At 45.1% G+C, this 12,852-nt stretch carries 12 protein-coding genes and 1 pseudogene; 6 read left to right on the top strand and 7 right to left on the bottom strand.

Features of this window, described 5'->3' with window-relative positions; genetic code table 11:
* The first annotated feature begins 98 nt into the window (after window positions 1–98).
* The 3 genes from JGK11_RS19010 to JGK11_RS19000 all read left to right on the top strand — a co-directional run bounded on the left by JGK11_RS19010 (window position 99) and on the right by JGK11_RS19000 (window position 2,475).
* Window positions 99–329, top strand: a complete 231-nt coding sequence (locus JGK11_RS19010) for a hypothetical protein (protein ID WP_293183788.1) — start codon at window positions 99–101, stop codon at window positions 327–329.
* Between the two features lie 82 nt (window positions 330–411).
* Window positions 412–1,341, top strand: coding sequence for a polysaccharide deacetylase family protein (locus JGK11_RS19005; protein ID WP_293212495.1), 930 nt, complete (start codon window positions 412–414; stop codon window positions 1,339–1,341).
* A gap of 342 nt (window positions 1,342–1,683) precedes the next feature.
* A complete protein-coding gene (locus JGK11_RS19000; RefSeq protein ID WP_293212493.1) occupies window positions 1,684–2,475 on the top strand; it encodes a biotin--[acetyl-CoA-carboxylase] ligase in 792 nt (263 codons plus the stop codon).
* Between the two features lie 131 nt (window positions 2,476–2,606).
* Here the strand turns inward: JGK11_RS19000 and JGK11_RS18995 are convergent, their stop codons facing one another.
* Window positions 2,607–6,215 (bottom strand): OmpA family protein, encoded by a 3,609-nt coding sequence (locus JGK11_RS18995; protein ID WP_293212491.1) that lies wholly within the window; start codon window positions 6,213–6,215, stop codon window positions 2,607–2,609.
* 134 nt (window positions 6,216–6,349) lie between these two features.
* Window positions 6,350–7,384, bottom strand: a complete 1,035-nt coding sequence (pdxA, locus tag JGK11_RS18990; RefSeq protein WP_293212489.1) for a 4-hydroxythreonine-4-phosphate dehydrogenase PdxA — start codon at window positions 7,382–7,384, stop codon at window positions 6,350–6,352.
* 125 nt (window positions 7,385–7,509) lie between these two features.
* On the opposite strand from pdxA, the gene petM reads away from it, so the two are divergent.
* From petM to JGK11_RS18975, 3 genes are all read left to right on the top strand, one after another.
* The gene (petM, locus tag JGK11_RS18985; protein WP_172189541.1) at window positions 7,510–7,614 is read left to right on the top strand and encodes a cytochrome b6-f complex subunit PetM; all 105 of its coding nucleotides are present in this window, start codon (window positions 7,510–7,512) and stop codon (window positions 7,612–7,614) included.
* 196 nt (window positions 7,615–7,810) lie between these two features.
* Window positions 7,811–8,788, top strand: coding sequence for an NmrA family NAD(P)-binding protein (locus JGK11_RS18980; protein ID WP_293197521.1), 978 nt, complete (start codon window positions 7,811–7,813; stop codon window positions 8,786–8,788).
* A 1-nt stretch (window position 8,789) separates the two neighbouring features.
* A complete protein-coding gene (locus tag JGK11_RS18975; protein ID WP_293183772.1) occupies window positions 8,790–9,707 on the top strand; it encodes an NAD(+) kinase in 918 nt (305 codons plus the stop codon).
* 81 nt (window positions 9,708–9,788) lie between these two features.
* Here JGK11_RS18975 and JGK11_RS18970 read toward each other — a convergent pair whose 3' ends face one another.
* The 5 genes and pseudogenes from JGK11_RS18970 to JGK11_RS18950 form a co-directional block, all read right to left on the bottom strand.
* Window positions 9,789–9,914 (bottom strand): hypothetical protein, encoded by a 126-nt coding sequence (locus tag JGK11_RS18970; protein ID WP_293212487.1) that lies wholly within the window; start codon window positions 9,912–9,914, stop codon window positions 9,789–9,791.
* A gap of 26 nt (window positions 9,915–9,940) precedes the next feature.
* Window positions 9,941–10,882, bottom strand: a complete 942-nt coding sequence (locus tag JGK11_RS18965; RefSeq protein WP_293212485.1) for a Fic family protein — start codon at window positions 10,880–10,882, stop codon at window positions 9,941–9,943.
* 382 nt (window positions 10,883–11,264) lie between these two features.
* Complete coding sequence (locus tag JGK11_RS18960) at window positions 11,265–11,900, bottom strand: hypothetical protein (protein ID WP_293212483.1); 636 nt, start codon at window positions 11,898–11,900, stop codon at window positions 11,265–11,267.
* A gap of 34 nt (window positions 11,901–11,934) precedes the next feature.
* Entirely contained in the window at window positions 11,935–12,468 is a 534-nt protein-coding gene (locus JGK11_RS18955; RefSeq protein ID WP_363319200.1) for a transposase, read from the bottom strand.
* Window positions 12,469–12,668: 200 nt separating this feature from the next.
* A pseudogene (locus JGK11_RS18950) lies at window positions 12,669–12,852 on the bottom strand (type II toxin-antitoxin system RelE/ParE family toxin); the annotation flags it as partial.

Raw genomic sequence — 12,852 nt, 5'->3', positions numbered from 1 at the left:
CAGGGCGATAAATATACCGGGCGATTAGAAATCGCGGCTATACAAACAATGTCCACCTCCGTGGACTCAAGAAACTTCTAAGCCCCTAAATATATCGGGTGATTGAAATCGCCCTTAATCGCAATCGCTGGCAATTTCTTCAACCCGCGCAGGCGGGTTTCGTCTGTCTAGGCGCGATTTCAATCGCCCGGATTCGATCGCCCGCTTCCGATCGCCCGGATTCGATCGCCCGCTTCCGATCGCCCGGATTCGATCGCCCGGATTCGATCGCCCGGATTCGATCGCCCGGATTCGATCGCCCTTCCGATCCCGCTGTCAATCCCCGCTGAGACATATTTATCAAAAATTAGGTTTCTTTTCCTTGAAATTCCCATTATCATTATCGGCAGTGTGGAGTGAAAGGAATCCCAAGTGACCGGAAATCATCTGTTTCAAAGACTGCGAAAAAAATGGCGTTTTGTGGCGATCGCCCTAGCAGCGGCTACAATAAGCTTTATCGTCGGTACGCTGCTGCCAGGAAACCAACAAGGAAGCGACAAACCTGCAACCGCCGCCGTGCAGAACCTCAAGCAATCCTTAACGGTAAATCGGCTAGCAAAAGAGGTTGGGGACGATCGAACAGGCTTTAATCTCGATCGCACAATTGAAGAACTTCTCACCGTATTGGAATCCAAAGAAAAAAACTTGACTTTTGTGCCACCTGAGCAGTTTCAGGGAAAAACTGTTTTTGAAGGGACAATCAAATATTCCCAAAAAGTTATTGCTTTAACAGTTGATGACGGGCCGTGGCCAGAAACAACTGAACAAATGCTGGATATTTTTAAGCAAAATGACATTAAAGCAACATTTTTTTGGATAGGTAAATCTCTCGAAACTTCTCCTGACATTGCGCGCCGAGTTGTGGCGGAAGGTCACGCGATCGGCAATCATACGTGGCATCACCCTTACGATCCGATGGATGCGGCGACGGCGGCTAGCGAAATCGATCGCACGGCAAAACTTATTTACGAAACGACGGGAGTTAAGACTACTTATTTCCGCCCGCCGGGAGGAGTTTTGACTAATGGTTTGGCTAAGTATGCTAAGGAGCAAAATTATTCTGTGGTGATGTGGTCGGTAACTTCTGCTGATACCGATCCCCGCGCTCAACCAGAAGCTTTTGTTGAGAATGTGTTGAAGAATGCCAAGCCGGGGGCGATTGTGTTGATGCACGACGGCGGGGGCGATCGATCTCGGACTATTAAGGCTTTACCGGAGATGATTGCTGGTTTGAAACAGCAGGGATATCGGTTTGTGACGATTCCTGAGTTGCTGGAAATGCAAGGGCAATCGGCAGCGTAAATTGTGCGGCGATTGGTTGTCTTTTTTCGAGGAGAAAACTAAGGCTAAAGAAACCCGTTTTCTGGGATAAATATTGGTTTTTCAACTATATATACGAAGAATCTGGGTTTCTTACTCCCTAGGATTGCGTCCTTTAATAGCATAAATTTGCGATAGATTTTAGATTTATACAATATGATTTAACCGCAGAGAACACAGAGAACACAGAGGAAGAGAATAGAGAGATGAATTATTAATATGCACCGTGCGATATAATTTTTGTGAAAAATGATATGAAAAAATCTCAAGAAATTAGAAAATAATGAAGTTGAGAGGATAGGGGATATTCCTACTGAGGTAAGGTTGATAAATACTGTTGATAATGAGTTAGTTCGTCACTGGCTGCACTCTTTGGATACTTGTCCCAGTACCAACAGTTGGGCGATCGCCCGCGCAGACCAACTGCACCACGGAGATGTAGTATTTACTAAGCAGCAAACCAACGGGCGCGGACAACAAGGGCGCACTTGGCACTCCCCAACCGGTGTTTTGACTGCGAGTTTTGTACTCGACAACCTCAATCCCAATCTGTTACCCGGACTCAGTTTAGCAGTCGGTTTGGCTGTGATTTTCGCGATCGAGGATTTGGTGCCCGAATGTCGCGATATGCTGCGCCTGAAATGGCCAAATGATGTTTGGATCGATCGCCAAAAATTAGCCGGAATTCTCTGTGAAGCCACTTCTGGGAACACATTCGGCACTCGCGTGGTTGTCGGAATTGGACTCAACCGCTGCGTAGATTTCGCGGCGGCCGGATTGGATGCCAGGGCGATCGGCAATGCGGTAAGCTTGCATTCTATTGCTACTAATGTGCCCGATGAATTGTGTTTGCTTGCCAGACTCCGGCACTATTTACTCGAACTAGCCGATATGTTTTCCACCACCGACAGGGCACCCGAAAAGTCCGGTTTAGCGCGACTGTTACCGGAATTGCGCCGCCGCGACGGGCTGATTGGCTGTAATGTGGCGATCGAACTTGCGTCGGAAACTATCTGCGGAGAAGCCGCCGGGATTGACGGATGCGGCCGGTTGTTAGTATGCTTGGCAGGCGATCGAATACAAGCCTTTACCTCCGGCCGAATACGATTAAGTTAAGACGAAGAAGTCATTTGTTATTTGTTATTTGTTATTTGTTATTTGTTAGCAATTCCCGATGCCCGATGCCCGATGCCCGATGCCCGATGCCCGATGCCCGATGCCCGATGCCCGATGCCCCATTACCCAATTTAATTTACCACCTCAAACATGACCAATCTGCTCAGCCACAGCGGTTGATTAGCCTCCACACCTTCGGGACGACCCTTAGTAGAAGCAACTTGTATTCTATTGCCATTTATCCCTTCTTTAACCAGAGCAGCCTTCACATTTATCGCCCTTTCCAGCGCCAACTTTTGATTTTCCGCAGGGCTGCTTTTAAAATCGCTGTAGCCAATTACCCTCAAATTAGTCGTGCTATTCTCCTCCATATATTGTTTAACTTTGCTCAGTTTTTGTGCTATATCTTTCGGCGACAAAATTGCCGAACCAGCACCGAAATAAAGGCGAACTTCTATTGGCGGTGACGGCAGTTGAGTTCCGATTCCCACTGTATTTGTTACCGACTTCACCCCCGGAATTTTCTCAAAAGCTTGAGTAATTTTCTGAGCATCCGTTGCTTTGCTCACACTACCTGCAATCGCGACTTTTCCCTCTGCATAGCGAGCCGAGATATTAATGCTTTCTAACTTATTCAAAAGAGCCACAGTCCGCTTGACATCAGCTTCGGTTAAAACCGGATCGGGAGGTACTTCAACGGCTATAATTTTATTGTCAATTCTTAATTTGGGAGCTGCATCCTGAGCGATTTTTTCCGCTTTCACTCGCAGCTTTTGATTCGGCACTCGTCCCGAAATCTCTAATACTCCATCTTTAACATCTGCCGCAAGGCGATAAACCGATAAGTCGGGAGCAGATTGTAAAGCTAAATTTGTATCTGCTTCTAAAGTCGCTGCAATTCCGCTGCGGTATTCATGAGTGCCCCAACCTACGCCAATTAAACCTAACACTGCCAAACCGATAACTGGTAAAATTGGAATCTTAGTAGATTTAACTTTTACCTCTGTATCGATTAACTTTTGCAAGTTTAAGTTTACTCCTGGAGGCAGACGAGTCGGATCTCCGTTAAATGCCTGAATTTGCTCTCCGTATTCTTGAAGAATATTCTTAAATATTGCTCGCATTTTGTACTTAAACCATTGGCGGGTTCCTCCTTCGATCACTACTGCTAGATAACACGAACCTGCTACTTCCAATACTATCGAAGATGTCCCGTATTGTACCGCATCAATCTCTGCAAGATTTCCCGATTGAGATATGCAGTCGTTGACAAAAGAGCGAATAGCAGTCAGCATCCCTGCTATCATTTCTGATTCTAGCTCTTCGCTTTCAGGCGGCTGCACTCCTGCAATTAACAATCCAGAATTTTTTTGAATCAAAAATACAGCTTTAACAGTCAGCGGTGCTGTTGCTTGCATTAGCAATTCTGCTTCAGAAATTCCTTGCAATTTGGCTTTAATTTTGCGAGCGATCGCATCAGGACTTAACGATTGATCCAACTTTTCGTTAATCTCGCGCATCGTCTCGCCGATGTATTTTAAAATTGTGCTGCCGATGATCGGATAAAGTGCATCCGACATTGCTTCTCGCTTGATAGTAATTTGCTGTTTGATTGCCGAGGCCATTTCCGGCGCCAGCGCTATGGCAATTTCATCGGGATATTCACTAATTCTGTGGCTGATTCCCACAGGAATAGAAGGCGCTAGGGCTACTCCAAACGACTGCCGATTTTCTCGGATTTTGGTATCAATTACTTCATCAATTATCGGAGCGATGGTTTCGGCAAATGATTTTCTAGAGTCATTAATTGTTTGGATCATCATTTCTGGAAAGATGCTTTTAATTCGGGCCATTAATTCTGCCCGATCGCCTCCCCATTCAGCATCAGTTATTTTGCGTTCTAGTTCCTGTACTTTACTGTTGAGATTGTAATTATAACCTACCACTTCATCTAATAACGGTAAAATAGATTGGATGACAGATTTTTCTAGTTGGGAGTGATGGCTAACCATCAGCTCGTCAATCAAGGGTTTGAGTAAATCTGTAAACAAGTCTGTCGATTGATAAATCCGGTGTTCGATCGCCACAATCTTTTGTTCGATATTTCCGAGTCTTTCATCAATCTTTTTGTTCTGAACGATCGCATCGACAGTAGGGGCGATCGCAGATTCTATCTCTAGCTTAGCGTCCCGAATGCTTCCGGACAGCATTTCCAAGATCGCGGGCATGATTCTTCCCATCAACCCTTCGATCTCGCCTAAAACTTGCTGCTGAACTTCGACAATCTTACTTTCATTTTGCAATATTTTTGCTGCAATACCGCTGTTTTGAATAGCAGTATCGACAGCAGGTGCGATCGCCTCTGTCACCTCTAACTTTGTCTCGTCAATTTTCCGGTTCAGCGACTCAATCATTAACGGCATCAACCTTGCCAGGATTTCTTCCGGCTGAGATTTTTGCTGGCGCTGAAGATTATTGAGCCTACTTTCTACATCGCTCAATTTTCCTGGAACTTCTCTTTGCAGAATTGCTGATTCAATCAAAGGTTCGATCGCTGCTGCTACCTCTAATTTTGATTCATCAATTTTCCGGTTCAGCAAATCCGTGATTGCTGGCATTAGCATCGCCATAATCTCTTCTGGCGTCTGAATTGGCGACTCTTGGGTAGCCAGCCGGCGCTCGACGATGCTCAATACTTTTTCTTCTATTTCTACCCAAGCTATTCTTACCTGTACTGAGGGTGCAAGTGTTTCTACAACTTCTAACTTTAATTCACTAATTTTGCGGGCGAGCAAATCGCTAACTACCGGGACTAACTGTTTGATAATATCTTCCGGTTGCTGCTGGTAACGCTGCTGAACAGTCGCAAGTTTCTCTTCAATTATGACTACTTGTTCTTCCAGTCCATTTTGATTGTCAACTACTTGATTGATTGTCGGTGCGATCGCCGAAGTCACCTCTAACTTAGACTCCTCTACCTTGCGGTTGAGCAGATCTCCCACCATCAACATTAGCCGTTTAACTAACTGTTCTGAATTTCCCAATTGCTGCTGGTTGAAATCAGAAATTTGATTTTCCAAATCCGCTAATTTTGTCTGAACTTCCAGGCGATTGATTTTATCGTTGCCGACGAGTTCTATCGCCTGGTTTAATTGAAACTTCAACCGCTCTAGCTCTTCTCTCACTAACTCGGGAATTAAAGGTTTCAATAAATTCATCAATTCTTTCGGCTCAGACATTAGTTTCTCAAAATTTTCTAACCTTTGTTCTACGCTGAAAATATTACTGTAAAATTCCGGCAAATCCCTTTCAAACAACAGTTCCTGCAACCGTTTAAACTCTTCGACTGCTTTTTCTAAATCTTCTTCCGACGGTCGCTCATTGTTTGCTAAATTAGCGATTCTAGATAAGCCTGCTTCTTCGTTCTTGTTTTGTCGTCTTTGAGGTGGTATCTCTTCATGATTATTCAATACTTCCGGTACAACCGCAGGTGATTCGATCAAAAAAGACAATTGGTTGCGCCGATTTTCCTCTTCCTCAAGTCGCTCTGCTGATTTTTCAGATGGCGGTAACTTTAGCTCGATAGGTTCTTTTTTTGATTGCTTCAGTAACTGGATTTCAGTCAATATGATTAGCAATTCCTGAAGTTGATCTCCTGCTTTAGAACTTACCTGAGTTGCATCTGACACCTCTGTTTCTGACTGATATATGTTCCCTGAATTATCATTAGATGCTGCCATACTGTGCTACCAAAATCTGATTTTAAGCGATCGACTAAAATGACCAGCTTGCTTGTCGCCTGACGCCAGCGAACATCAATAGGAATGACACAATTTTGCCCAGTGTCAGACTTAATTAAGGCTATCGCCCTATTTTATACTGCTGCTCTGCGACTAGCCAACTGGGCCGCCAACTGTAACGCTGCTGTCATGCTAGAGGCATCGGCAATTCCTTGACCTACAATATCAAAAGCTGTGCCGTGATCGGGAGATGTGCGGACAAAGGGTAAGCCAATTGTAGTGTTGACCGCTTTGTCGAAAGCCATCAATTTTACTGGAATCAAGCCTTGGTCGTGGTACATTGCCAAGTAACCGTCGTGAGCTAATGAGGCTAAGCCGTACCAAACTTTAGCCGGTTTTACCCACATGGTATCCGGGGGGATTGGCCCGTCTAATTGCACTTGGGGAAAACGATCGCGCTGCGCTTTCAACCACGGTATCATCCAGTCTTGCTCTTCATTTCCCAGTTTGCCATTTTCGCCGCTGTGAGGATTTAAGCCAGAAATCGCTATTTTTGGTTTTTCTATCCCAAAATCTTCGCGCAAACACTCGATCAGCAATTCTAGTTTTTCACTCAGCAACTCTGGAGTCAAAGCCTCGGGTACTTGACGCAGAGGAATATGTGTGGTAGCGAGTAAAGTTACCAGCGTCCAACCGCTGTGGGGAGATGTGGCGACAAACAGCATTCCGAACCGCTGCGATTTCGACCTTTCTGCCAGAAGTTCTGTTTGTCCGGGATAATTGTAACCTGCGGCTTGCCAGCAAGTTTTGGAAATGGGGCCGGTGACGATCGCACAAAATTCGCCGGCAAGGGTACGAGCGATCGCCTTTTCCATATACTCAAAGCTAGCCGCCCCACTAGCCGCATTCCCGACACCGGGGATAATGGAACCCCACTTGCTGTCTGGTTCGATATCAATAATGTTTAATGTTGCGGGATTTGCTGCTGTTGTAGCCCGATCGATCGATCGCAGCCGATCGTAAGTTTGTTGCAAAATCATCCTCGATCCGAAAACCGTCACCATCAAAGCAGCAGCCGGATCTGCCAAAGCCTTGAGAATCACTTCCGGGCCAATTCCTGCCGGATCTCCCAGAGTTACAGCTAGTTTTGATTGCCGATCGAGACTCAAGGCAGTTTTCTCCCCAAAAAATACAGCAATTTCAGCAGTGAGATTTTAGCATTCATGTAGCTGGTTGCCCCAAATTATATTATTATTTTTATCTAATGCGATCGTCCAATTAGGCATATACAATCATGAATCCTGAAATTTTCAATGCAGCCTTTTTGTCCTTTTCCCTAATTTTCGTGGGTATAGGCGGAGGCTTCCTCCTGCTCAAACTGCAAGGCGGCGAAGAATAAATTTTTGTAACAATCATTCAGAAGTCTTCTAGCTCAAGCCTTCTAGCTTCTGCGTGCCACCCAAAGCCAGCGTGCTGCTTAGGCTCTCAAGCCAAAAATGAGAAAAATTCAGGTTTTTGTTAAGTTTTTATAAAAAACATAACGAAAACCTGATACCATCTTATAGAAAGTTTAAGATTCATAAATTAATCCCTAGATGACTTTATTGATTGTAGGAGCCACCGGCACCCTCGGCCGTCAAATAGCCCGCCGCGCCCTAGACGAGGGCTACCAGGTGCGTTGTTTAGTCAGAAATTACAGAAAAGCGGCCTTTTTGAAAGAATGGGGCGCCGAACTCGTACCGGGAAACCTTTGCCAGCCTGACAGCTTAATTCCTGCATTAGAAGGCGTCACTGCTATCATCGATGCAGCAACAGCCAGCGCAGCCGATTCTGTCAGCATCAAAAGAGTAGACTGGGACGGAAAAGTATCGCTGATCCAAGCAGCAGCAGCAGCAGGCATCAAGCGTTACATATTCTTTTCATTTCTCGACGCCGAAAAATATCAGCAAGTCCCCTTGTTGGAAATTAAGCGCTGTACCGAGCTATTCTTAGCAGAATCCGGTCTAGACTACACAATATTGAGACCTTGCGGCTTTTTGCAAGGACTGCTGAGCCTGTACGCAATGCCAATTTTGGATGGTCAGGGAGTCTGGTTGCCCAACAAGCCGTCAGCCCTTGCTTACATGAACACTCAGGACGTTGCGAAGTTTGCCGTCCGAGCTCTTACCGTTCCCGAAACCGAGAAAAAAAGCTTTCCGGTGGTGGGAAATCGCGCTTGGGATGCTGAGGAAATCGTGCGGTTGTGCGAGCGGCTTTCTGGGAAACAGGCCAAAATCACCCGCACGCCAGATGCCTTGTTGCAGGCTACCCGTCAATTTGCTAAGTTCTTTCAGTGGAGTTGGAACGTAGCTGACAGATTGGCTTTTTCAGAAGTTTTAGCAGCCGGAAAACCCTTGAAAGCTCCGATGGATGACGTTTACAGTGTCTTCGGATTAGACCCTAAAGAAACTACAACTTTGGAATCTTATCTGGAAGAATACTTCAGTCTGATTATGAAGAAGCTCAGGGAAATAGAGTACGAGCAGCTTAAGACTAAAAAACGGAGTAAACAAAAAATGCCTTTTACATTTTAAAGTGCCGAAAGCTGGGATTATATACAACGACGTTAAACCAGTCTCTTGTCGCATCGCCGAAGAGTTGAAAGACAAGCTGACTGCCCGCGGCTGGGAGGTCTGCGCGGTTTCCGGTGCCGGGGGAATTTTGGGCTATTCTAGTCCCGATCGCCCCATGTGCCACACTCCGATCGACCAACTTGTCCCCCCCGGTTTTGACAGCGACATGGAGTTTGCAGTGGTTTTGGGTGGCGACGGTACGGTGCTGTCGGCATTTCGCCAAGTTGCTCCCATCGGAGTGCCGCTGCTGACTGTCAATACCGGTCATATGGGCTTTTTAACAGAAACTTACCTAAACTTGCTCCCGCAAGCTTTGGAAAAGGCGATCGCCGGAGAATACGAAATAGAAGAAAGATCGATGTTGGCCGTGCGGCTGTTTCGAGACAACGACTGCCTTTGGGAAGCCCTTTGTCTCAATGAAATGGTACTGCACCGCGAACCGTTGACTTGTATGTGCCATTTTGAAGTGGCGATCGGCCAGCACGCCTCTGTGGACATTGCCGCAGATGGGGTAATTATCTCGACTCCGACTGGATCGACAGCCTACGCGCTGTCAGCCGGCGGCCCTGTAATTATTCCGGGAGTCCCAGTGTTGCAGTTAGTCCCTCTTTGCCCGCATTCAATGGCTTCTCGGGCTTTAGTATTTAGCAATACTGAGCCGGTGAAGATTTTGCCGGCAAGTCCGAACCGCCTGGTAATGGTGGTAGATGGGAACGGCGGCTGTTATGTTCGGCCTGAGGATTGGGTGCAAATTGAGCGATCGCCCTACCCAGCCCGCTTTGTTCGGATACAATCTTTTGAGTTTTTCCACATTTTGCGGGAAAAATTGGGCTGGGGCTTGCCTCACATTGCTAAACCGAGTTCGGTTGAGTTGCCTTAATAGTTGTTGGTAATGAGCGGAGTGTAGCGGAGAATTAAAGTCCCGTCTTTTTAGGGGGGCTTTTTCTTCGCTTTCAGGTTTCTAAGTTTTTGTGCAGGATAAGGCTCGATCGGAATCTTCTACGGAATCCTTAATTCTCGATCGAGATTCCGAACCATCTCCAAGGTGAGGCAGCGTTTGCGAGATAGCGTTAGTGCGATCGAACATTTTTGGTTTAACATCCCACCCATTACCTATTCCCCATTCCCTAAACCACCGCTGCGATCGAGAAAATCAGTAATCTCCTGATAAAAAGCCTGTCCCTTTCCCCTGCTGCTACTTGCAGTCACCAATAATCTTAAAACTTCCACAAGCGAACTAATCGTAGCATCAAAAATCAACCCAAAAAGCTGGCTTAAATCATCTTGGTTTTGTTGCCCGTAGGCTAAAGCATTAATATAATCATTGCGGATTTGGTTGTCAATAACCACAATCGGATAGCCAGCACGGATTAAAAGTAAATTCATTAATAACCTAGCCGTTCGACCATTCCCATCCCGAAAAGGATGGATCGAAACAAACCGATAATGGGCAATACTGGCATATTCAACCGGATGGAGACTTAAAGCCACTTCCGAATTCAGCCAACTCGCAAAATCTCCCATTAATTGAGATAGTAAATAGTGAGGAGGATAACGATAATTAGTTCCTGCCGCCATCACATCCAGAGTGCGATAACGACCCGCTTCCTCCGGGTTAATTTTGCGGAGAATAAGATTGTGAATTTGCTTAATTTCCCATTCATTAATCTCCGTATCTCTTTGGGCTAAATTTTCAATATAATCGATCGCCTCCTTATGTCCAATAACTTCTAAATGTTCGTCAAGGGTTTTGCCCCCCACAGTAATGCCCTTAGTTAAAACTAATTCCGTTTCACTTTGGGTTAAAGTATTACCCTCAATGGCATTTGAGTTATAAGTAAAGCGAACATCATAGAGCTTTTTGAGTTCGGCGACGAGGGTGGAATCGAAGGGTCTAAACCCATCTAGCCAAGCTTTTAGTTTATCGATTCGTTCTAATTTAAGCCGATAATTCATCATTAAATAGTTGTCGATCGAAGAGGTTAATGAAAATTCCTTTTGTTGACCTAAAATAATTACCTTTTGAATGAATTTCTCGTATAGTTGAGTCTCCATCTTTGAAAATACTCCCCCATTCCCTAAATTGCCAACTTTTCACAAAATCGCCGAATCAGGCGATCGTTCTCCTGCATTGTGCGATCCATAGATTGTAACTCTAAGGCGATCGGTCAAAGTCTTCGATGTCCAATCGCCCTTAAACTCAGAAATCACAACACAAGAACATTTTTACTCTTCTTCATCATTATCCAAAAGCTGTTTTAAAGAATCAAAATTTTGTTGAGAACTGTGGCGAACGCGGTGAATTTTAACCATTCTAGTATTTTCATTTTCTACGATACTAAATAACTGTAGTTTAGACTAAAAAATGAGTACAGCTAAAAGTAGCCACCTTTGAATCTCAGGCAAGCTGTTGCTTAAAAACTCAAGAGGGATCAGATTAAATAGCTAATCTTGAAGACTTTTTGCGCCGAGAAACCCGTTTTTTGACAGTGGGATAGCATGGTGCCTTAGTTCGTACCCTTCCTTTTTCCCAGCCGGGGGATTTTCCCCTATGTTTAGGGATTTTTGTAGGAGTACCAATGTCAACTAAAAGCGAAAACATTGATTGGGCAACACGTCCAGGGGTTAAATTGATATTAGCAGATTGCCAAGGAAGTCTATTCTCGATTACTAAATCTCTGGCCAGCCACAGTTGCCAACTCATCAACGGCATTAAATCACTCCAACGCTCGGATTGTTCAGGGGTTCTCAAATTAGGCAATGTCCAATGCAATCTTTGCTTGGCAAACCTATACCAATGATCGACTCCAAAACGTCGTAAATATTTGAACCAGACTATTTCCAAAGGTAGAGTTCGTTCTCCAACCCAAGCCAACCATAAGGGTGGAAACGGCTGACCATTTGACATGGGCTTCATTCTTTCCACCAGGATTAAATTGACTTTTTGTCCAGGGGCGCGATAAAAATGCAAGTCAATCCATTGTTTGACTCGGACTTTTCCCAAATCTGGATGTTCATCAATTTCAATCTCTGTATTCGCTTGAAGCCATGTGGTTGGGTCGCCCGGTCTCATTTTTTGACCATGTTTGGGTGGTCTACCGCGACCACTATATGCTGGTGGTGCTGACCATAAGCAGGCATTTTTTCGGACTCTCATGGTTGCAATCAGCAGGGATGTCCGCTTCTGTTAGTGCCAGTACCCAGCTTGCATTCCCATATCCAGCATCTAAAACTGCTAAAACTGGATTGACACTCTGTTCACAGACAAGTTTAAGTTGGGAAGCTGCTTGAAGTATGGGTGAAGACCCGCTACTAATTCTTTCATGGAGCAGGGGTAATGCCCAACTTCCTTTTTCTTCAGGTATCCACGCAATGGTACTGTACCCCTGCCCCACAATTACACCTCTTTGATATTCATGGGTTCTGTCTTTTAATGTTTTGGCATCTGCTCTCTCCCATGCAGTGTGGTCAATTGCTACTAATATGTGTTCTGTTGGGGGTGTTTCTTTCTGTAATTGCTTCAGATACAACTCCATGAGTTTTTTCCGGTCTGGTCTTGTGTCTTGTAACGCTTCGTAAACGCTCTTGCATTGACGAAGAGAATAATGGATTGAGCGAAAATTCCGCGAGAGATGACGCATTCGGAGTGGTCATCACTGCATCCATCAGCTCGAATGTTGCATCATTGGCTTTCACCAATAAATCGTATGCTGCTTGACGAAAGTCCTTTAATCGTTCACTGTTCATTTAAGGAGTGGATAGGTTTTATTTTTCACCCTCATTCTCTCCCAGCGCGGTGGCTCTAGTTCTTCTTTTGCCACCGTTCTCATCTTTGGTTAGTCTAAACTACAGTAAATAAAATACGATATTTCTTCTCATATAAAAGTTGACGTATTTCCAGATCCAAATACTCACTTTCTAATGCCAAGGGACAACGACTAGGAAAGCTTTCCAGTTTGAGCATTATTTCATAACAGCCCCTAACCCAACGATAGGATTTTTCAGGAGCATTGAGCTTGAGCCAC

Origin of the sequence: Microcoleus sp. PH2017_34_RAT_O_A (assembly GCF_020737885.1) — a bacterium.
Taxonomy (GTDB): domain Bacteria; phylum Cyanobacteriota; class Cyanobacteriia; order Cyanobacteriales; family Microcoleaceae; genus Microcoleus.
This window is presented reverse-complemented; position numbering and strand designations above follow the sequence as displayed.